This is a genomic window from Sorangium sp. So ce363, assembly GCF_051520435.1.
GTDB classification, from domain to species: domain Bacteria; phylum Myxococcota_A; class Polyangia; order Polyangiales; family Polyangiaceae; genus Sorangium; species Sorangium cellulosum_B.
The window spans coordinates 4,168,812-4,189,205 of record NZ_CP150333.1; the positions used below are offsets into that span (position 1 = coordinate 4,168,812).

Annotated in this window: 15 protein-coding genes and 1 pseudogene; 9 read left to right on the forward strand and 7 right to left on the reverse strand. The window is 71.3% G+C overall.

The window, feature by feature from the left end; translation table 11 throughout:
- Positions 1–465: 465 nt before the first annotated feature.
- Complete coding sequence (locus WMF12_RS15890) at positions 466–1,803, reverse strand: NAD(P)/FAD-dependent oxidoreductase (RefSeq protein WP_437873859.1); 1,338 nt, start codon at positions 1,801–1,803, stop codon at positions 466–468.
- A 241-nt stretch (positions 1,804–2,044) separates the two neighbouring features.
- Positions 2,045–2,551 carry a DUF2505 domain-containing protein gene (locus tag WMF12_RS15895; protein WP_437746490.1) on the reverse strand — a complete coding sequence of 169 codons (507 nt, stop codon included), beginning with the start codon at positions 2,549–2,551 and terminating at the stop codon, positions 2,045–2,047.
- A gap of 343 nt (positions 2,552–2,894) precedes the next feature.
- On the opposite strand from WMF12_RS15895, the gene WMF12_RS15900 reads away from it, so the two are divergent.
- Positions 2,895–3,326: a response regulator gene (locus WMF12_RS15900; protein ID WP_437872363.1), complete on the forward strand. Its 432-nt coding sequence runs from the start codon at positions 2,895–2,897 to the stop codon at positions 3,324–3,326.
- Positions 3,327–3,384: 58 nt separating this feature from the next.
- Here the strand turns inward: WMF12_RS15900 and WMF12_RS15905 are convergent, their stop codons facing one another.
- The 3 genes from WMF12_RS15905 to WMF12_RS15915 form a co-directional block, all read right to left on the reverse strand.
- A complete protein-coding gene (locus WMF12_RS15905) occupies positions 3,385–5,610 on the reverse strand; it encodes a protein kinase domain-containing protein (RefSeq protein WP_437872364.1) in 2,226 nt (741 codons plus the stop codon).
- Between the two features lie 90 nt (positions 5,611–5,700).
- Entirely contained in the window at positions 5,701–7,128 is a 1,428-nt protein-coding gene (locus tag WMF12_RS15910) for a pyridoxal phosphate-dependent aminotransferase (RefSeq protein ID WP_437872365.1), read from the reverse strand.
- Positions 7,129–7,185: 57 nt separating this feature from the next.
- The gene (locus WMF12_RS15915; protein WP_437872366.1) at positions 7,186–9,006 is read right to left on the reverse strand and encodes a hypothetical protein; all 1,821 of its coding nucleotides are present in this window, start codon (positions 9,004–9,006) and stop codon (positions 7,186–7,188) included.
- A 371-nt stretch (positions 9,007–9,377) separates the two neighbouring features.
- On the opposite strand from WMF12_RS15915, the gene WMF12_RS15920 reads away from it, so the two are divergent.
- From WMF12_RS15920 to aroA, 5 genes are all read left to right on the forward strand, one after another.
- Positions 9,378–9,878 (forward strand): hypothetical protein, encoded by a 501-nt coding sequence (locus WMF12_RS15920; RefSeq protein ID WP_162143993.1) that lies wholly within the window; start codon positions 9,378–9,380, stop codon positions 9,876–9,878.
- A gap of 947 nt (positions 9,879–10,825) precedes the next feature.
- Positions 10,826–11,410: a hypothetical protein gene (locus WMF12_RS15925; protein WP_437872367.1), complete on the forward strand. Its 585-nt coding sequence runs from the start codon at positions 10,826–10,828 to the stop codon at positions 11,408–11,410.
- 53 nt (positions 11,411–11,463) lie between these two features.
- On the forward strand, positions 11,464–12,378 hold the full coding sequence (locus WMF12_RS15930) for an isoaspartyl peptidase/L-asparaginase (protein WP_437872368.1): 915 nt from the start codon (positions 11,464–11,466) through the stop codon (positions 12,376–12,378).
- 246 nt (positions 12,379–12,624) lie between these two features.
- Positions 12,625–14,046: a glycosyl hydrolase family 8 gene (locus tag WMF12_RS15935; protein WP_437872369.1), complete on the forward strand. Its 1,422-nt coding sequence runs from the start codon at positions 12,625–12,627 to the stop codon at positions 14,044–14,046.
- 107 nt (positions 14,047–14,153) lie between these two features.
- The gene (aroA, locus tag WMF12_RS15940; RefSeq protein WP_437872370.1) at positions 14,154–15,452 is read left to right on the forward strand and encodes a 3-phosphoshikimate 1-carboxyvinyltransferase; all 1,299 of its coding nucleotides are present in this window, start codon (positions 14,154–14,156) and stop codon (positions 15,450–15,452) included.
- Positions 15,453–15,479: 27 nt separating this feature from the next.
- Here aroA and WMF12_RS15945 read toward each other — a convergent pair whose 3' ends face one another.
- Positions 15,480–15,851, reverse strand: coding sequence for a RidA family protein (locus WMF12_RS15945; protein ID WP_437872371.1), 372 nt, complete (start codon positions 15,849–15,851; stop codon positions 15,480–15,482).
- Positions 15,852–15,948: 97 nt separating this feature from the next.
- A complete protein-coding gene (locus tag WMF12_RS15950; protein WP_437872372.1) occupies positions 15,949–16,596 on the reverse strand; it encodes an alpha/beta hydrolase in 648 nt (215 codons plus the stop codon).
- A 380-nt stretch (positions 16,597–16,976) separates the two neighbouring features.
- On the opposite strand from WMF12_RS15950, the pseudogene WMF12_RS15955 reads away from it, so the two are divergent.
- The 3 genes and pseudogenes from WMF12_RS15955 to WMF12_RS15965 all read left to right on the forward strand — a co-directional run bounded on the left by WMF12_RS15955 (position 16,977) and on the right by WMF12_RS15965 (position 20,040).
- Positions 16,977–17,805, forward strand: a pseudogene (locus tag WMF12_RS15955) (NADPH-dependent oxidoreductase).
- Positions 17,806–18,046: 241 nt separating this feature from the next.
- Entirely contained in the window at positions 18,047–19,708 is a 1,662-nt protein-coding gene (locus WMF12_RS15960) for an FAD-dependent oxidoreductase (RefSeq protein WP_437872373.1), read from the forward strand.
- The gene (locus WMF12_RS15965) at positions 19,705–20,040 is read left to right on the forward strand and encodes a 4Fe-4S binding protein (protein ID WP_437872374.1); all 336 of its coding nucleotides are present in this window, start codon (positions 19,705–19,707) and stop codon (positions 20,038–20,040) included. Before WMF12_RS15960 ends, WMF12_RS15965 begins: the two co-directional genes overlap by 4 nt.
- Positions 20,041–20,394: the final 354 nt, after the last annotated feature.

The following is a 20,394-nucleotide window of genomic DNA, read 5'->3' on the forward strand; positions in this document are numbered from 1 at the left end:
TCCTCGGGCCAACCGGATACGAGCCGGAAGGCGAGGCGTATCCCGGAGGCGGGGCGTATCCCGGAGGCGGGGCGTATCCCGGAGGCGGGGCGTATCCCGGAGGCGGGGCGTATCCCGGAGGCGGGGCGTATCCCGGAGGCGGGTAGTAGCCGGGCTGCTGCCCATACGGGGCAGGCGCGCCGTACGGCGCAGGGGCTCCGTGGGGCGTAGGCTGCGGCTCGGCGCCGGCAGGGGCGCCTGCGCGCGGCGAGGACGCAGCAGGAGGCGCCTGCGCGAAGGCGGAGGGGGCGCTGAGCAGGAGTGCGGCGAGAGGTGCTGCGCTGGCGAGGAGCGCTCGCCACGGGTGCGTCGAGGCGCCCTGTCCGGGATGGGTCATCATGACCAATGACGCTAACGCAGCTCCGTCGCCAAGGTCCAGACGAGCGCAGTACGCCGGCGGGCGGCGTGTGTGCTCTCGGGCGGCGGCTATGCGCGCGTGCGCGCGGGCTCCATCGGCTGGTGCCTCCTCACGGCGCCACCGTCCATGCGCGCCTCGAGCGCCGGCGCGTGGTGGTCCTCCAGGAGCGGCGGGATCTCGCCCGTGATCAACCGCGAGGCGCGCTCGTAGGTCACGTAGGACAGGGCCCACGAGAACAGCACCAGGAAGCGGTTACGGAAGCCGATCAGGAAGAGGATATGCACGAACAGCCACGCGAGCCACGCCAGGAACCCGGAGAGCTTCAGCTTGCCGAAGTCGGCGACCGCCGCGGCGCGCCCGATCGTCGCCAGGGATCCCCGGTCGTTGTACCGGAACGGCAGCCGCGGCAGCCCCCGCAGGGTGCGCGCGATGCAGCGCGCGGCGTGGCGCCCTCCCTGGATCGCCGCGGGCGCCACGCCGGGCACGGGCGTCCCGTCCTCCTGCTTCAGCGACGCGAGGTCGCCGATGACGTAGATGTCCTCGTGACCCGGCACCGTCAGGTCCGGCGCTACCAGCACGCGCCCTGCCCGATCGAGCGGCGCTCCGAGGGTGCGCGCGATGGCCGACGCCGCCACGCCGGCCCCCCAGAGCACGGTCCTGGCTTCGATCCGCTTGTCGCCGATCGAGACCCCCTCCTCATCGATGTCGGTGACGCGGCAGTTCGTCCGCACCTCCACGTTGAGCGCGGCCAGCTGCTGTCGCGCCTTCTCGCCGAGCTCCGGCACGTACGTCGGCAGCACCTGCCCGGCCCCTTCCAGCAGGAGGATGTGGGCCTTGCTCGGATCGATGTGCCGGAACTCGCGCATGAGCGTGTGCCTCGCGAGCTCCGAGAGGGCGCCGGCGAGCTCGACGCCCGTCGGGCCCGCGCCCACCACCACGAACGTCATCCAGGCGCTCCGCCGCGCCGGATCCGGCTCGCGCTCGGCCGCCTCGAAGGCGAGGAGGACGCGCCGGCGAATTTCGAGCGCGTCCTCGACGGTCTTGAGCCCGGGCGCGACGGCCGCCCACGCGTCGTTCCCGAAGTACGAATGCGACGCCCCGGCCGCGACGATCAGCTTGTCATAGCCGAGCTCGCCGTCCTCGAAGATCACCCGCTTCTGGACGGGATCGATCGCCTTCACCTCGGCGAGGATCACGCTCGTGTTCTTCTGCTTGCGCAGCACGTGGCGGATGGGCGTGGCGATGTCGCTCGCGCTCAGGCCCGCCGTCGCGACCTGATACAGGAGGGGCTGGAACGTGTGATGGTTGTGCCGGTCGATCACGGTCACCCGTACCGGCTCGCGCCGGAGCGCCCGCGCCGCGTAGAGGCCGCCGAAGCCGGCACCGATGATGACGACGTGCTCCATGCCGTGGCCCTGGTTCCCGTACGCCACCACAGCAAGAGCCGGAGCCGCAGATCTCCCGCTTTGACCCTGGACGTGCAGGGGTGCGCTCTCGCTCGTTCGCGGGACGGAGGCCGCGAGACGGCCGCTCGCGATCCCCTCTCGTCCCCCTCTCGTCGGCGTCGCCGTCCGTTCGTCGGGCAGCGCCGGCGTCAGGCGCCCCAGGCGGTGCGCGGCAGGGGCCAGCCGATCGCCACCGGTCCGGCTAAGCCGTTTTGCCCTGGGCGATCCACTTGTTCATGAAGACCGCGCTGACCTCCCACCCTTGCCGCAGCTCCTTCTCGGCGCTGCTCTCGAGCATGCCGCCGACGCCGAACACCTTCGCTTCGATCGTGATCTCGGCGATCCGACGCACCTTGTTGTCGCCGATGGCCTCGGCGCGCACCACGCCTTCGTTCCGCATCTTGTCGGCCAGGGTGCTTGGCGTCAGCTTGAAGGTCCACACGTTCGTCGCCTTGTTCAGCCTGCCCTCTTCGGTGTAGCGGAACCCGGAGCCGAGCAGCTTCTCGACGGGGCCGGGCAAATTCATCTTCGGCTTCCCGGCCGACCTCCGGATGATCTCCGTCGCCGTCTCGACCTGCTCCGTGATCGTGAACTCGGGGAAACCGAGCTCCTTCCTGTAGAGCTCCTCGTTGAATGTCTTGTCCAGGAACAGCTTCCAGAACGTCTCGAGGTTGCAGTTGATCTCGTGTGTGAGGGTGAACTTGCCCATGGGATCGTTCCTTTGCGGTGCGCGGGGTCGATGACGTCCAGCTCCGCGTTTACCGCAGCCCGTACGTGGCGTCCATGTCTCGACCAGGACCGCTGAACACGGGATCTGCGCTGGCGACGCGTCCGTCTGCGTTGCGCGCGCCGGGCGTTCGTCGCCCCGATCGCGTGGCGCGCGAGGTCACGCCGAGCGCAGGCGGACGCGGGGGCGCGAAGCAGCCGCGGGACTGGAGGCGACGCCGCGAGTTGGAGACCGACGCTGCGCACGGTTGCGTACGCACGCTCCGGGCGATGCGGGGGCTGGCGGCGGGCTTCCAGCGCTTCTGCGGCCGTGCGAGCATGACGCTGTGACGTGCATCCTCGTCATCGACGACGACGCCGCGATCCGGGCCATGTTTGCGCGTTCGCTCCGTACGCTGGGCGACGTCGAGGAGGCGAACGGCGGGGCGCCGGCGCTGCGCCGGCTCTCCGCGCGCAAGTTCGATCTCGTGGTGCTCGATCTGCACATGCCGCTGATCGACGGCTTCAGCGTGCTCGATTCGCTCTCGGCCAAGGGAGCGCTGAACCGCGACACGCCCGTCTTCGTCGTGACGGCCGATGAGTCGCAGCAGGCTCGCATCCGCGCGCTGCGACGGCACGCGATCTTCCTGCTCTCGAAGCCGGTGAACCTCGCCATGCTGGTGTCGCTCGCGGAGTCGTCGCTGAAGAAAGCTGCGGCCCGCGCCACCCCGCCCCCGCCGCCCGACGAGGCGCAGCCGGAGAAGCCGAAGGAGGACTGAGCGCGATGCGCCGGCCGCGCGGGCTGCGGGGGAGGCAGCCGCGCCCGGTCCGGAGGCGCTACCGCGGCGCCAGGTCGAGGGGGGGCGCAGCGGGGCGCGGCCGCGGCGGCGCCTGGCCGGGGACGGGCCCGCGCGGCAGCGTGGAGGCGGGCGGAGTTGCCGGCAGTCCGGGCTGGCTCGCGGGCCGTGGCGGAGGCCACCCGGTGACGGACGGCGTGGGCAGAGGCCCTGGGACGCGCGGCGCAGGGGTGACCGAGGAGCCCGGGTACGGCGTCCCCGGCGCGGGTGCGGCGCCGGGGACGTACGCCGGCTGCCCGCTCGGGAGGGGGGTGGCTGCATCGGCGGGCACCGCGGCGTCCGCGGCCGCGTCGGCCAGGGCGGACGCGTCGGCCGGGGCGGACGCGTCGGCGATCAGCTCGGCTGCGGCTGCATCGGTCGGGGCCGCGGCGTCCGCGGCGGCGTCGCTCGCGACCGTCGACGCCGTCGCTGCCGCGTTCGGCGTCGCCGCGGCATCGGCGCCGGCATCGGGCGCTTGCACCGTCGGTGCGGACGCGCTGGGGCTGGCGGAAGGCACCACCACACCGCCGAGCGGCATGCGGCCGGAACGCGCGAGCAGCAGGAACGCAACGGCCGCGACCACGCCCAGGACGATCAGCGCGAGCAACGCCACGCGGACGAAGGACCCCTTCGCGGGAGGGGACGCGCGGCGCTCGGGCGCGGACGCGACAGCGCTCGTGGGGCCGCTCGCGTGCGCCGCCGGACCGACGTAAGCCGCCGGCCCCGGGGGCACCGGCGGCCCCACGTGCAGCGGCGGCGGAAGCAGCGGCAGCGGCGAAAGCCCCGCTGGGAAATCGAGCGGCGAGCCTGCGCCGTCGGGGTTCGACTTGCGGGTCGCATCCGGGGTCGATTTGCGCGTCGCGTCCGGATTCGACTTGCGCATCGGGTCGACGTTCGCGCGGCGCGGGCTCGTCGGCGCCGGCATGCGCGAGCTGGCCGGCCCCGACATGCGCGAGCTGGCCGGCCCCGACATGCGCGAGCTTGCGGGTCCCGACATGCGCGAGCTGGCCGGCCCCGACATGCGCGAGCTCGCGGGGCCTGCCGGGGACGAGGGCGGCGCCGCGTCGGCCGCGCCGCCGCCCTCCGTCGCCTCCGGGCCGTCCTGCAGGATCGGCAGCATGGAGATGCGCCGCAGCATCACCTCGGTCGCGTCCTCGGGGCGCGAGGCCTGCGGCTTCTGAGGGTGGGCGCGCTCGGCGAGGATCCGGTCGAGCTCGTCGAGCGCCTGATCGATCCGCTCCTTGCGTGCCTCGGCGACCCCGGGGAGCAGATCGCGGACGAGCTGGCCCACCTGTTTGTCGGTGTAGCTCTCGCGGACCGCGACGCTCACCTGCTCGAGATCGCGGCGCAGCTCCGCGGCCGTCTGGTACCGCTCGTTCGGGTTCTTGGCGAGCGCCCGCATGATGATGCGGTCGAGCTCCGGGTGGACCTCGGGCATGATCTCGCGCGGCGGCTGCGGGTTGCGGTTGGCGATCTGCTGCATCGCCTCCAGCGGGCCCTTGCCGCGGAACGGCGTGTGGCCCGTCACCAGCAGGTAGAGCAGCACGCCCATCGAGAAGAGATCGCTGCGGCGGTCGAGCGCCCCGCCCATGACCTGCTCGGGCGAGAAATACCCCGTCTTGCCCTTGATCGCGCCGACGCGGCTGGTCTGCGCGCGCGCCCGCGTCTTCGCGACGCCGAAGTCGACGACCTTGACCATGCCGTCGAACGTCACCATCACGTTCTCCGGCGTGACGTCGCGGTGGATCAGGTTGAGGAGCTCGCCCGTGTCGTCGCGGACCTCGTGCGCCGCGTGCAGCCCGGCGCACGCGTCGATCATCACGTGGAGCACCCAGCCGAGGGGCAAGAGCGCGCGCTTCGCCTTCTGGTTCGAGAAGATCTTCGCGATCGGGGCGCCGTCGATCCACTCCATCGCGAGGTACGGCCGATCGCGGACCTCGCCGTACGCGAGGATGTGCACGACGTTCGGGTGGAGGATCCGCGACGCGGTGCACGCCTCGTCGAGGAACATCGCCCGCGCGTCGTCATCCCCGCGCATCGCGTCCGACAGCAGCTTGACGGCGACGATCTGGACGGAGCCGTTGGGCCGCCTGAGCCGCGCAGCCCACACGGCGGCCATGCCGCCCACGGCTGCAGGGAACAGCAGCTCGTAGGGGCCGATCGTATCGCCCGGCTGGAAGTTACCGGGGTCGTCGTCGTTCCAATCACTCCACGGATCTTTGGCCACGCGCTCCCCCACCATGTCGGAAGACGTGCAGCGCGACAAGACCTGGCGCTCGGCCCCGTCTTCCCGCTCCCCTGCGCGGCGCCGCCGGTGTCAGGCCCGGCGACGCTCGCCTACCATGCGCTCTAGCCGCCCGAGCGCCCGGACGAGGACGTCCTCGCTCGGGCCGAAAGAAAATCGGACGTGGTGACGGAACCGCGACGGCCGCCCCGCCCGGCGCTTGCCGGGGTTGACGTCGAAGAACTCGCCCGGCACGACGATGATCCGCTCCCCGAGGGCCGCCCGGAAGAAGCCGTAGCCGTCGGAGAGCCCCGGGGGCAGATCCGCGACCGAGCCCCAGACGTAGAACGTGCCCTCGGGCTCCGCGTCGACCGTGACGCCGATCCTGCGCAGCCCCTCGAGCATGATCTCGCGCTTGTGCGAGAACGTCCGGTGGATGGCCGTCGTCTCGGCGCGGGTGTGCTCGATGGTAAGCAGCTCTGCCGCGGCGCGCTGCATCGGCTTGGAGCCGCCGCCGTCGAGGAAGCTGCCGGCGCTCGCCACCGCCTCGATGACCTCGCGCGGCCCCAGCGTCCAGGTGACGCGCCAGCCGGGGTAGCGCCAGTTCTTGGTCAGGCCGTCGAAGATCACGACCGGATCGCGGTCGACCTCCTCGACGTAGCGCGCGGCGCTCTCCATCGGGGCGACGTCCCCCATCCCGTAGACGTAGTGCGAGTAGAACTCGTCGAGCAAGAGCGCGCAATCGAGCTCCTTCGCGGTGCGGACCCAGGCGGCGAGCTCCTCGCCGCGCACGTGCTTCCCGGTCGGATTGCAGGGGTTCGAGGCGAGGATCGCGCTCAGGCCGCGGCCCAGGATCTCGCGGCGCAGGTCGCCGACGGAGAACGAGTAGCCGCGTTCGCCCTCGAGCAGGATCGGGATCGGCGAGAACAGCCGGAAGACGTCGAGCAGCTCCTCGTAGGCGGTGTAATCGGGGAGGAAGTGGCCGAGGTTGATCTGCCCGAGCGCCGCCGCGGCGCGGGTGAGGGCGATGCGACCCCCGCCCGACACCGCCACGTTCTCGGCCGTGTAGCGCGACGGCATGCCCCGCCGGTACGCGCGGTTGTAGAGCGACGCGATCGCCTCGCGCAGCTCCCAAAGGCCGGCCACGGGCGCGTATTCCTGGTCGTCTCCGGAGATCGGCACCGCCGCGCAGCGCGCGGGCGAGCCCGGGAGCGGGCCCGTCTCCGGCTGGCCCTGCCCGAGGTTGCACCAGCCGTCCGTCCCCTCGTCGGCGCCTGCCTCGGAGGGACCCGCGGACGCGGAGTCCCGACCCGGGTTAAAGCCGAGGCGCGCGGCCTCGGTCGTCACGTAGATGACGCCCGTCCGCGGGACCTTCCGGAAAGCGTGGACCGCCCGGTCGTCACCGCGCGGCGGAGCCGGCGTGTTCCCCCGGTCGGCCGCCGCCCCAGGATCGCTGGGCCGGGCCTCGTCTCCCTGGAGGTCGCTTCGCTCGTCGGGATGCTCTCGCTCTACTTCTGTCATCGTTTGTTTCCAGGCATGGGAGGCGCTGCCGTGGCGACCCAGCAGGAGGCGAGCGCCTCACGCCTGCTGGGCCGTCGGCTTTCCGCCGTCCTCGCTCGCCGGCTCGGGCTGCCGCGCCCACGGCATCGTCTTACCCGAGAAGATCCAGAGCAGGTAATAGCAGAAGGCGAGTGAGACAGCGGTGAGCGCAGTGTACTTGTCGTCGTTGTAGTTGAACGTGATCCAGATGAACTGGCTGAGCGCCGCCAGGCCGAACAGGGGTACCTCGATCTGGCGCTTCACCCGGGTGAGCGGCGCGCTCAAGATCATGAATGAATAGTAATAACAGGTGAGCTGCGAGAGCAGGATGACGAAGATCTGGGCGAGGCACTGGGCCACCCACAGCGAGCGGACCCGCCGGCACACGTAGACGAAGCCCGCCAGGGTCGCGGCGATGATCCCATAGGCGATCCAGCGGTATTTCGCGTAGCGCTCGTTGCGCATCCGTTTCCAGACCTCGAACGGATCGACGAGCTTCGTGTCCTTCGTGTACTTCATGCGGCCGGACTCGACGCCCGTGCCGGGCTCGTGGCCGACGAGCACGCGGAGGCCCATGTGGTTCGTCAGCGGCGTCTGGTCGTGCACCTTGAGCGTGTGCTCGTAGAACTGCCGGTACGAGTCCGTGCCCGAGACCTTCATGCTCACCGGAATGAGCACGGCGGCCGCGAGGACGCCGCCGATCAGCACCTGCACGTGCGACCTCGCCATGCGCTTGTGGCGGACGAGGTGAATCCCGGCGACGGTGAGCCAGCCGATCACGGGCAGGCCCGGGAAGATGCGCAGGAGGCCCGCGTAGACCATGCTCGCGCCCGCGAGCTTGAAGTAGCGCTTCCGGATGAGGCAGGCCGAGAGGACCAGGTAGAAGAGCCAGTCCTGCCGGAGGAACGCGCCGCCCGTCCAGTAGAACGGCGCCGACGACTGGCAGCCCCAGAAGATCGCCGCGACGGCGAAGACCCGCCACCCGAAGGCCCAGTAGAGGGCGGCGAACATCCCGAGCAGATAGAAAATATCGAAGCTGGCGAGGAACTGGAGGTAGCGGGTGCTGGCCGGCTGGAGGTCCGCCCAGAACTTACCCATGATCGTCCAGACCGGCGGCGGGTTGTAGCCGTGGTCCTTCTGCATGTCCTCCCAGTAGCCCTTGTCCGAGGCTGTCCGGAAGAACTGCACGTCGGCCTTGAACGCGTCCCAGCGCTCCGGTGAGAAGTGCGCCTTGCACATCTCGGGCGTGCTGAGCACCTCGCTCGCCGGCATGAGGAGGTTGTCGCCACCGAGGTTCCGGATCTTCTTGTCCGGGTGGCGGACCTCCTTCGCCATGTCCAGCTTGACCTGCCGGCCGGTGTCCTCGTTCGTGTACGTGACGAGCCCCAGCTCGTCCTGCGCGATCAGCGCGCATTTGTAGAGGCCGTCGTACCCCATCTCCGGGAAGTACTTGGCCCCCATGTAATAATGGAACTGATCCCAGCGGTGGTAATACTTGGGATAGCCGAAGCGGAAGCCGTTGAAGTACGCGATGATGGCGGCGACACCGAGCGCCACGCCGGCGAACCGCTTCCAGCGCTCCGCGATCGGCCGGCGCATCCCCTCGCGGTGCGTCTCGTAGAAGACGCAGAGCGCGGCGCCCATCGCGATCGCCACCTTCGCCATGTCCACGGCGCGGGCGTGCTCGTCGATGTACCGGTCCAGACCATGGAAGAAGAGCGCGACGCCCGCGGCGACCGTGCTGTACCGCGCGAGCATGCGGAGCCGCGACGGGGCGAACCAGTTGAGCGCGAACGCGACGCCGAAGTAGGCGCAGAGCGCGATGACGATCTCGATGACTTGTTGTGACGTGAGCTTCATTGCCTGCGGTTCGGATCGGGATCGAGGTGACGCGGGATGCGCCGGCGGGCCTCTTCGCCGGCCTTCCGCGGCAGCGCGCCCGGCGTCGGGCGCTGCTGCCGCCCCGACCCGTCGCTGCGGGCTGGAGCCCGTCGGCCGGGGAGACGCCGTAGGTGCAGGACGCACCCCGTCCCGGACGGGCTCCACGGGGGAGGCGGGGCCACCTTAGCCGAAATCCCAGGAGTGTGGCGCTCTCGTTGTGGGCGCCATGGGCATCGGCGGGCGTACCCAGGTGGCGTGCGTGTGACCGGGGCGGAGCCGTGTCGGCTCGACGTGCTGCGCAATTGAGCGGGCTTCCTCCGCCGAGCAGAGCTCGTGTATCGTCTCCCTTCGTGTCGAACGACAGTTTCTCTTCCGCTTCTTCGGGGGGCTCGGAGCGAGAGGGGGCCCGAGGCCCCTACGGCTTTCTCGTGCGGGTCGACGGCGCGCCGCCGCTCTGGTGCCGGGAGGTGCGGGGCTTCCACCGCGCCGCCGTCGCCGCGGCCGATCCTGACGCGCTGCCTCCTGCGCAGCTCGTGCTCGTCGGCCTCGACGAGGCGGCGCGCGCGTGGCTCGCGTCGTGGGCCGAGGACAGCGAGCGCGTGCGCCGCACGCTGACGATCCGCCGGCTGCTCGACGACCGCGAAGCCACCGCGGTCGTGACGCTGGCGTCCTACGGCTACGGAGTCAACACCGCGCTCGCCGTGGAGTCGGTCGTGGTGCCCGGGGGCGACGGCCCGGCGGCCATCCTGCGCAGCGGGGTCCACACGAAGGAAGAGATCGACGCGATGCTCGCGGTCCTCGCCACGGCGCTGCCGGAGGGCGAGGAGGCGAGCTGGTTCGCACACGTCTGACGCGCGCGGGGCCCGGTCACGGCGCGCCGGCCCGCCGCGCGACGTCCTCGCCGTCGTTCCACCGGACCTGTTCCGGCAGCTGAGCGCTTGCGTCCGGCACGTCGTCTCGCTGGAGCGCGCTGCGCCTCGTCCTGCCGAGACGCGCCTTGCACCTCGCCCTGCCTGGCTGCTCCTCCGGTGACGCCTGCCTGCCCGCGTGCGGCGTGCGACGTGCGGCGTGCGACGTGCGGCGTCGAACGACGCCTGCCCGGCTGCGCTGCGAGACGCGGTGGGAGCGGTGGGACCAAGCGGACCGTGGGTGGACATGGATGGAATGGAAGAGAATCGCTTTCGATGTTTCGGTGCGTGAGCCCCTTGCTCGCCTGAACAGCGGTGATACGCTGGTCCTCGGCCTCGGACGGAGCATCAGCTCCAGGATGGTCCTGCCGTGGAGCACCACGGTGCTGGGGTCGACACCAGATCGGCGGGCTCTCCGCTGATCCGCAATCGAACACCCTTGCCATGCCGGACGATCTCTTTCGATCCGGCGCGGGGTGCCGGCAAGCCGGAGGAGGGATGGACACCATGCACAGTACCAGTGGCTCTTCTATACCGGAGGCTGGGAACGGCTGACCCTCGTGGAGCGTGGACGCAGGGTCATCGGGGCCTTGCAAAACGCTACCGCGCTCGGCCAGGTCCGGCGCTCGATAACCTGTTGACTGCCATCGCGACCTCCGCGAGGCCGGCAGAGAGGGAATCGAGGAAGACTCAGGTCTTCCGGCAACGATTCTCACCGGCGCTCCGGGGCTGAATGCTCGTCGCGATGGGACAGGGGGGGCGCCGCACAGGCGGGATCAAGCGGGGTCCAGAAGGCCTCCGGTAGAGGCCCACGGGACGGGTCGGGTGCGAGTGAAGCACCCGACCCGTTTTTATTTCCATTGCCCGCGAGCGCTTTTTTGTCCTGCGCCGTGCCCGTCTGGTACGCGGGCTCGATGCGGATGCTGCTGCTCGCGCTGCTGCCGGCGTTGCCCCTGCTTCCAGCGTGCGCCGACGCCTTCGGGGATCGCGAGGCGCCGGAGCTGGGGACTGCGCTCGGCGCGTTCCACGTGGTCGGGACGCAGACGGCGAACACGTGCGGGGAGGGGGCGCTCGGCGCGAAGCGCCTGTGGGAGTTCGACGTGGATCTCGCGCGCGGCGACGGCGCCCTCTACTGGAACAACGGCGCCAGCGTGATCGAAGGCGTCATCGACGACGACGAGGTGAGCTTCTCGATCGACGGGCGCGTGGTGGTGGACATGCGCGCGGGCGACGCGCCCCCGGGGCCGCCGTGCTCCGTCGAGCGCCGCGACCGGGCGCTCGGGCAGCTCGGCGGCAGAGGGGATGACGTCGCGGGGTTCTTGGCGACGATGTCCTTCGAGTTCGTGCCCACGGCGGGGTCTCGGTGCGAGGACCTCGTCGCCGGAGAGCTCAGCGTCGCGCCGGTGGTCGCGGCGCTGCCGTGCGGCATGGCCTACGATCTCAAGGCCAAGCGGAGCGCGCTCCCGCCCGAGTGAGCGTCGGGTGGGCGTGGACCTCCGGGCGCGCGCCGCGGTAGGGTGCCACGATCGTGAAGCACGTCATCCATTCTCTGGGCGGGCGCGGCGGGCGGCGCACCGTCCTGGTCCACGGCGGCGCGGGCAACGTCGCTCCGGAGCGGCGGCCGCTGCATGCGGCGGGGTGCCTCCGCGCGGCGCGCGAGGGAGCGCGCGTGCTCTCCGAGGGAGGGAGCGCGCTCGACGCGGTCGAGCGCGCGGTGCGCGTCCTCGAGGACGATCCTCTCTTCAACGCGGGCACGGGCGCGGTCCTGAACGAGGAAGGCCACATCGAGCTCGACGCGTCGATCATGGAGGGCCGCGGGCTCAGGGCCGGCGCGGTCTGCGCGCTCTCGGATTTCGCCGAGCCGATCGCGATCGCGCGCGCGGCGCTGGAGGACGGCCGGCACGTGCTGTACGCCGCGCACGGCGCCGCGCGGTTCGCGCGGATGCAGGGGTTCACGCCCGTGGGCGAGGCGGCGCTCGTCACGGAGGCGGCCCGGGAGGCGCTCGCGGCGGCCCAGCAAGGCATCCGCGCGACCTCCTGGGCGGGCAACACGGTCGGCGCGGTGGCGCTCGACGAGGGCGGGCTCACCGCCGCGGCGACGAGCACGGGCGGCACGGTCAACAAGCGGGTCGGGCGGGTGGGGGACTCGCCCCTCATCGGGGCAGGGACGTACGCTGACGACGAGGCCGGGGCCGTGTCGACGACCGGCCACGGCGAGGGGATGATCCGGCTCGCCGTGGCGCACTCGGCCGTGGAGCGGATGCGCGCGGGCATCGGCGCGGTCGACGCGGCGAGCGGGATCATCGCGCACCTGGCGGAGCGCCTCGACATCACCGGGGGCGTCATCGCGCTCGATCGGACTGGGAGGTTCGGGCTGGCGCGATCGACCGCGACCATGTCGTGGGCAGCGGTCGGTGATTGGGGCGAGGAAAGCGGTGTGTGAATTGTCTTTACAGAGAGCTCCGATTATTCCATGGTCACTGTTCATCGCGTGACGCCCCGGGCGCTCTCGCGTGTGCGGTCGTGAGCATCACTGTCAGACCGCGTTCGTCCTGAGCTGGGGTGTTCGCAACCAAGCCGCGGCGCTGTTGCGCGCGTCGGATCATGGCGTGTCATGCACGGCGAGGCGGCCTGAACGGTGCCCGATCCACGGGGATCACGCTGGGCTTCGTCACAGGAGGTCTATCTTATGAATCGGAATTCGCTGCGGTTTCTCTCGGTGGGTCTGCTCTTGGCGGCCGTCGCGTGCGGGGATGACGACGGTGGCTCCGGCGGTGCAGGGAGCGTGTCCTCGGGCACGGGCGGAGCAGGGGGGACCGGCGGCTCTGCCGATGGCGGAGGCGGGAGCGGGGGCGGGGGCGGGGGCGGCGACGGCGGGGGCGGCGCGTCGACGCCTGGCGGGAGCGGGGCTGTCGATACGGGGGAGTACCGCAACCTCTTCGTCGAGAACGGGCGCACGCAGGACGAGGTGAATGCCAAGATCGCGGCCGCCTGGGACCATCTCTTCAAGGGTGATCCGGCCGAAGAGGCCGTCTATTTCGCGCAGGAGGAGAACGACAACGGCCCGCTCGCGCAGATCCGCGACATCGCGAGCGAGGACGTGCGCTCGGAGGGCATGAGCTACGGCATGATGATCGCCGTCCAGACAGACCATCAGGCGGAGTTCAACGCGCTCTGGAACTGGGCGAAGACCTACATGTTCCACGCCGACGAGACGCACCCGGCGTACGGGTATTTCTCGTGGCAGATGAATTTCGACGGCACCCCGCTGGACGAGATGCCGGCGCCGGACGGCGAGGAGTACTTCGCGACGGCGCTCTATTTCGCGTCGGGGCGCTGGGGCAATGGTGATGGCATCTACAATTACCGGGCGGAAGCGGATCGCTTGCTCGACCTGATGAAGAACCGACCGGAGATCACCGGGGAGTCCTTCGGGAACGGGGAGACGCGCACGACGACCGGGTCGACGCTCTTCAACACCGAGAACCACCAGATCCGCTTCACGCCGGACACGGGGAACTTCGAGACCAACGGGGACCACACCGATCCGTCGTATCACCTGCCGGCCTTCTACGAGATCTGGGCCAAGTACGGTCCGGAAGCGGACCGCGCCTTCTGGAGCGAGGCGGCCGAGGTGAGCCGCGGCTACTTCCACCTCGCGGCCCACCCGGAGACGGGGCTCACGCCCGATTACGCGAATTTCGACGGCACGCCCAAGGCAGCGTCGTGGAAGCCCGAGTCCGTGGACTTCCGCTTCGACGCGTGGCGCACCGCGATGAACTGGTCCGTCGACTGGGCGTGGTGGGCGAAGGATGAGCGCCAGCAGGAGCTCAGCGATCGGATCCAGGCGTTCTTCGAGGCGCAAGGAGCGGAGTACGGGAACCAGTTCACCCTCGACGGCGAGGCGCTGAGCGCCGACCACTCCTCGGGGCTCGTCGCCATGAACGCGGCCGCCAGCCTGGCGGCCAAAGGCCCGCGGTCCGCCGATTTCGTCCAGGCGCTCTGGGACCTCGATCCCCCGAGCGGGCAGTACCGCTACTACGACGGCATGCTGTACTTCATGGCGCTGCTGCACGTGGGCGGTCAGTTCCAGGCGTACGCACCGCAGTGAGGCGCGGCGGCGCGGCGCCGCGCAGATTCGTGTGATCCGGGCTCCGTCGCGCAGCGCGATGAGCCCGTGGCGCACGAAGATGCGCCCCGCTATAGTCCGCCGCCCCCATGATCCCTGCCGGTCCACTGCCCATCACCCCGCTGTCCTCGCCGCCGGATCGGATCTGGCGGGTCCCTGGCTCGAAGAGCATCACGAACCGCGCGCTCGTGCTGGCTGCGCTCGCCGACGGTGAGAGCACGCTGGAGGGGGTGCTCCATAGCGACGACACGCGGCACATGCGGTCCGCCCTGGAAGCGCTGGGGATCGGGATCGAGGACGCCGGGCCGCACACGCTGGTGGTGAAGGGAGGGCGGCGCCGGCTGCGCGCGCCGGGGCGCGAGCTGTTCATCGGGAACAGCGGCACCACAGTGCGGTTCCTCGCGGCGCTCGCGTGCCTCGTGCCGGGCGAGGTGGTGCTGGTCGGCGACGAGCACATGGCCAAGCGGCCGATCGCCGATCTGGTCGACGGCCTGAGGCAGCTCGGGGCGGACGTGGAGTGCGCGACCGGGTGCCCGCCGCTCCGGATCCGGGGCGGCCGGCTGAAGGGCGGCACGCTGACGATGCGCGGCGATCGCTCCAGCCAGTACTTCTCGGCGGTGATGATGGCAGGCCCCTTCGCCGAGGCGGCCATCGACCTGCGCGTGGCCGGCGAGCTGGTAAGTCGCCCCTACGTCGAGATCACGCGGCGCATGGTCGCGGATTTCGGCGGTCGCATCGACGAGGCCGCGGGCGGGTTCACGGTCCATCCCGCCGCGGGGTACCGCCCGCGGGCGTACCCGATCGAGCCCGACGCGTCGTCCGCGAGCTATCCGTTCGCGCTCGCCGCGGCCGCGGGCGGCGCCATCACCGTGCCCGGACTTTCCGAGGGGGCGTTGCAGGGAGACTACCGGTTCGTCGAGCTCCTGGAGCAGGCAGGCGCGCGCGTGAGCCGGCAGGCCGATGCCACCACCGTGCGCAGCGACGGGCGCCTGCGCGGCATCGACGTCGACATGCACCACATCTCGGACACCGTGATGACGCTGGCCGCGATCGCTCCGCTCCTCGAGGGGCCGACGACGATCCGGAACGTGGCGAACATCCGGATCAAGGAGACGGACCGCCTCGCCGCCACGGTCGCGGAGCTCCGCCGCCTGGGCCAGGAGGTGACCCACGGCGACGACTGGCTCCGTATCGAGCCTCGGCCGCTGACGCCCGCGCTCGTGCGCAGCTACAGCGACCACCGCATGGCGATGAGCTTCGCGATCCTGGGGCTGTGCCGGCCGGGGATCACCATCGAGGATCCGGCCTGCGTCGCGAAGACGTACCCGACGTTCTGGGAGGACGTCGAGGGGTGCTCCCGCGCGGCAGGCGCGGCGCCCGCGGTGTGATCCCGGCCCGCGCCGCCGGACAGGCGCTCAAGAGAGGGCGAGCACGGCCTCCACCTCGATCTTCAGATCAGGGGAGAAGAGCCCGGCGACACGGACCAGAGAGCTCGCCGGCAGCGCGGTGCCATAGATTCGAAACAGGGTCTCTCTCAGCGCCACGAGCTCGTCGAGGCTCGTGACGAAGATCGTCACCTTGGCTACCGCGTCCAGGCCGACCCCTTCGGCGCGCGCGATGCTCGCGATCTGGGAGAAGATCGCCTCTGCCTGCTCGGACACACTGCCCTTCTGAGCGGGCGAGCCGAAGGCCGTCAGCCCTGAAAGGAACAGAAAGCCGTTGTGCTCGACGGCATGAACGTACGGACCCGCCGGATCACCCAGCGCAGGATAGTTCTTTCGCTCCACGGCTGCTCTCCTTGCCTGCCACGCCCCGCGGCGCCTCGGAGGGCGCGCGCTCGACCCTCTGCGCGAGATCCATAACACACGCGCGCCGGGCCCCCGGTCATAGGCGGGGCCGCGCGTTCTCGTCGAGCCAGTCGAGCGCCTCGTCCATCACCCGCTCGGCGTCCGGCAGCTCTCCGTGGTGCGCGCCGGGCATCTCCCGGTAGACCGCCGGTATCTTCGCGGCGAGGAGCCCGCTCGCGCCCTCCTTCATGCGGTACGTGGCGTCGAGCTCGCCGCTGATCATCACCGCTCCCCGGATGTCCCGGAGGCGCGCGGCCGAGGGCGTCGTGGGCGCGCCGAGCAGCACCAGCCGCGAGTACCGCTCCGGCCACCGCTCCGCGAGCCGCTCCGCGATATAGGCACCCTGCGAGTAACCGATGACCACGAGGTCCTCCGCCTCGCCGCCGCACGCCGCCAGCGCGCTCCGGATGCGGCCGTCCTGCTCCTCGGCGTCGGGCGAGTACTTGCTGAACACCCCGCCGGCGCCGCAGGGCACGTTGCCCTGGAGCCCGAGCACACCGCCGTGCTCCCGCGCCGCCCTCGCGAAAGCTTGCACGTAGCCCAGCCCATGCCCGCACATGCCGTGAAGGAACACCATCCGCGGACACGCGCCGAGAGGCCCGGTGACGACGAACGCCGGCAGATCGCCAGGCACGGGCACCTCGGTCGCGACGAGCGGCGGCTCGGCGGGCTGCCGCTCGACCATGGCGGGCTGTGCCGGGCGCTCCTCCGCGAGCGCACGTTCCTCCTTGCCACACCCCGTCGCCAGCGCCGCGAGGCCGAGTCCGGATATAGCTATAGTGGAAATTTTCATAAGTCTGGCGTTGGGCCACGATCGGCTCACCGCAAGCGGTCCCGCGCCCGCACGGGTTTCCTCTCACCCGGCGAACACAGCGGTTTTGCTCTTTCTGGCGGATGATTCGTCCGTTATAACGGATATCGGCCTGGCCGGCACGGCTCCCCGGGATCGTCGCGCCGTGCGCTCGCGGCACCGAGGCGCGCAAGGAACGACCTGGCATCGTGGCAGGGGAGTACGTCCCGCGCTGCGAGAGACGATCGATTGCAAGGATGGCAAGGAGCAGACCGATGAGTGATCGCGGCTTGGGGTATTTCGGCGAGCGGTACGGCAGCGAGGGACCGGCGCCCCGCTTCGCGCAGTGGAACGAGGTGATCGAGGCGCTGCTCGGGCATCGCTCGGTGCGGCGTTACGCGCCGAAGCCGCTCCCGGAGGGCACGCTCGAGCTGCTCGTGGCCGCGGCGCAGTCGGCGCCGAGCTCGTCGAACCTGCAGCTCTGGAGCGTGCTCTCGGTGCAGGACGCCGAGCGGCGGCGGCGCCTCTCGGAGCTCGCCGGCGGCCAGGCGCACGTCCGCGAGTGCGGGCTGTTTCTGGTCTGGCTCGCCGATCTGCGGCGGCTCGGCGAGCTCGCGAAGCACCGCGGCGTGGGGCACGAGGGGCTCGATTACCTCGAGATGTTCGTCATGGCGGTGGTCGACGCGGCGCTCGCCGCGCAGAACGCGCTCGTCGCGGCCGAGTCGCTCGGCCTCGGCACGGTCTATATCGGCGCTGCGGAACCACCCCGAAGCGGTCGCGGCCGAGCTCGGCCTGCCGCCCCAGGTGTTCGCGACGTTCGGCCTGTGCGTGGGCTGGCCCGACCCGGCCACCCCGGCGAGCATCAAGCCGCGGCTCCCGCAAGAGGTCGTCCTGCACCGCGAGCAGTACGGCGCGTTCGAGCGAAGCGTGGGCGCGCTCGACGCCTACGACCAGCTCATGGAGCGCTTCTACTCGAAGGAGCGCATGGGCGTGCAGGGGAGCTGGAGCCGCCACTCGGCCGCGCGTGTCGAGTCGGCCCAGGCGCTGCGTGGGCGCGACCGGCTGCGCGCGGCGCTCCTGGCGATGGGTTTCCGGCTGCAGTAGCCGCGGCCCAGGGGTCGAGGCGCGCGCGCGGCCGCGGAGGTGCGCCCGGAGGCGCGCGCGGGGCCCGCGGAGGTGCGCCCGGAGCAGCACCGGGGCAGCAGGCCCTGGTGCCTCGCCAGCAACGAGGGCACCGCCCGCCGGATCGACGCAGGGAAACGGGCCATGGCATGTCGGCTGCAATCGCAGTGAAGTGAAGAGGGGCGGACAAGACAGCTGGCCTGAACAAGGGAGCCTTCCCATCATGAGCGAGGAACTGGAGCCTGAGGGCGAGGTCGGACGCGTCCTCGACGGGAGCGACACGCTGGCGCTGGAGGCCGACGTCCTGGTGCTGGGCGGCGGGCCCGCCGGGACCTGGGCCGCGCTCGCCGCGGCGGCGAAGGGCGCGCGCGTCGTGCTCGCGGACAAGGGGTATTGCGGCAGCAGCGGCGCCACGGCGCCTTCGGGGGTCGGCGTGTGGTACGTGCCCCCGGTCCCCGAGATGCGCGAGGCGGCCAAGGCCAGCCGAGAGGGGCTGGGCGGCTTCCTGGCGGACCGCGGCTGGATGGACCGCGTGCTCGACAAGACGTGGGCCAGCGTGAACGACCTCGCGACCTGGGGTTATCCGTTTCCTGTCGACGACAGCGGGCAGCCCGTCCGCCGCAGCCTGCAAGGCCCCGAGTACATGCGCCTCATGCGCAAGCGGGTGAAGCTCGCGGGCGTCCGCATCCTCGATCACAGCCCCGCGATCGAGCTCCTCGTCGACGCGAGCGGCGTGGTCGCCGGGGCGGCCGGCATCTGCCGGCAGCTCGGGCACAGGTGGGTGGTGAGGGCCGGGGCCGTGGTCATCGCCACCGGCGGCTGCGCCTTCCTGAGCAAGGCGCTCGGCACCAACGTCCTCACCGGCGACGGAGGGCTGATGGCCGCCGAGGCGGGCGCCGACATGTCAGGGATGGAGTTCTCCAACGCCTACGCGATCGCCCCGGCCTTCGCGTCGGTCACCAAGACCCTCTTCTACAACTGGGCGACGTTCTATTACGAGGACGGGCGCGTGATCGAGGGGGCCGGCTCGCAGCGCGGCCGGTCCGTGATCGCGGAGACCCTCCTCACGCAGCCGGTCTACGCCCAGCTCGACAAGGCCGATGAGGCGCTCCAGGCGTGGATGCGCACGGCCCAGCCGAACTTCTTCCTTCCCTTCGATCGCGCCGGCATCGATCCCTTCCGGCAGCGGTTCCCCGTCACGCTGCGGCTCGAGGGCACCGTGCGCGGCACGGGCGGGATCCGCATCACCAGTCACGGCTGCGCCACATCGGCGCCGGGGCTCTACGCCGCCGGAGACGCCGCGACGCGAGAGCTCATCTGCGGCGGATTCACGGGCGGCGGCAGCCACAACGCCGCGTGGGCCATCTCCTCGGGCCAGTGGGCCGGCGAGGGAGCAGCCCTGTTCGCGCGCAGCGTCGGCCCGCGCGCCGGGCGGCGGGTCGTCGAGGGGGCCGGCCGCGCCGCGATCCCGGCGGCGGGCGGGACGAGGCCGCTCGACGCGGAGGGGGTGATCCGGTCGGTGCAAGACGAGGTGTTCCCGTACGACAAGAACCTCTTCCGCACCGCGCGGGGGCTCGCGGCCTCGCTCGACAGGCTCGATGGGCTGTGGCGGGAGGTGCGGCAGGCCTCGCCCGAGGCGGCGGTGCGCGGGGCCGTGCGGGCGCGGGAGAGCGCCGCGATGGTGGCCACCGCGCGCTGGATGTTCAACGCGGCGCGCGCGCGCACCGAGACGCGCGGCATGCACAAACACACGGACCATCCCGGGCTCGATCCGGCGCAGCAGCGGCGGCTGATCACCGGCGGTCTGGACCACGTGTGGGTGCGCCCCGAGTCCGCCGCGCCGGCGTCGATCGGCGCGGCCGCGGCGGAGGCGCAGGCGCCATGATCGAGCTCGTCAGCGATGCCCGGTGCATCGGGTGCGATCTCTGCGTCGAGGTCTGCCCCACCGACGTGTTCGAGCGCGTCCCGGGCGGCGCGCCTGTCATCGCCCGGCAGGGCGACTGCCAGACGTGCTTCATGTGCGAGGCCTACTGCCCGGTGGACGCGCTCTACGTGGCCCCGGAGGCGGAGCGACCGGTCGCCGTGGACGAGGAACGGCTCGAGGCGTCCGGGCTGCTCGGGAGCTACCGGGCCGCGGTGGGGTGGGGCACCCGGCGCAAGCCGGGCGCCGCCGCCGACCAGACGTTCCGCGTCCTCACGGTCGCTCGTCAGACCTAGAGCGGAGCGGCGGTCGCCCGCTTCGGATACGGGCCCACCTCGGCGTTTTCGGTGCTCAGCGCACCGGAGTGCGCTTGCGCGCCGAAAACGCCGATCTGGGCCCGTCTCCTGTGCGGGAGACCGCCGCTCTGCTGCCGCTCTGCTCTGGATGGTGCAGAGGTGGGCGGAAACCGCTGTAGAAGCGCCGCGCGCGCCTTCACGGCAGCAGCGCCATCCCCAATCCCCGCCACGACAGGTCTCGCGGCGAGCCGTTCGAGCGCGAGCTCCTGCTGCCCTGATGGGGCTCGGGCCAGTCGAGCCCGTTGTCCTCAGGTGCGGGGCGGTAAATTTTCAATGCCCGAGAAATCGTGCGTC

Bases quoted from the DNA above. Each gene is read 5' to 3' on its own strand.
- WMF12_RS15965 (WP_437872374.1), top strand. From the start codon at position 19,705: ATGATCGAGCTCGTCAGCGATGCCCGGTGCATCGGGTGCGATCTCTGC.
- aroA (WP_437872370.1), top strand. From the start codon at position 14,154: ATGATCCCTGCCGGTCCACTGCCCATCACCCCGCTGTCCTCGCCGCCG.
- WMF12_RS15910 (WP_437872365.1), bottom strand. From the start codon at position 7,128: ATGACAGAAGTAGAGCGAGAGCATCCCGACGAGCGAAGCGACCTCCAG.
- WMF12_RS15915 (WP_437872366.1), bottom strand. From the start codon at position 9,006: ATGAAGCTCACGTCACAACAAGTCATCGAGATCGTCATCGCGCTCTGC.
- WMF12_RS15960 (WP_437872373.1), top strand. From the start codon at position 18,047: ATGAGCGAGGAACTGGAGCCTGAGGGCGAGGTCGGACGCGTCCTCGAC.
- WMF12_RS15935 (WP_437872369.1), top strand. From the start codon at position 12,625: ATGAATCGGAATTCGCTGCGGTTTCTCTCGGTGGGTCTGCTCTTGGCG.
- WMF12_RS15895 (WP_437746490.1), bottom strand. From the start codon at position 2,551: ATGGGCAAGTTCACCCTCACACACGAGATCAACTGCAACCTCGAGACG.
- WMF12_RS15890 (WP_437873859.1), bottom strand. From the start codon at position 1,803: ATGGAGCACGTCGTCATCATCGGTGCCGGCTTCGGCGGCCTCTACGCG.
- WMF12_RS15950 (WP_437872372.1), bottom strand. From the start codon at position 16,596: ATGGTCGAGCGGCAGCCCGCCGAGCCGCCGCTCGTCGCGACCGAGGTG.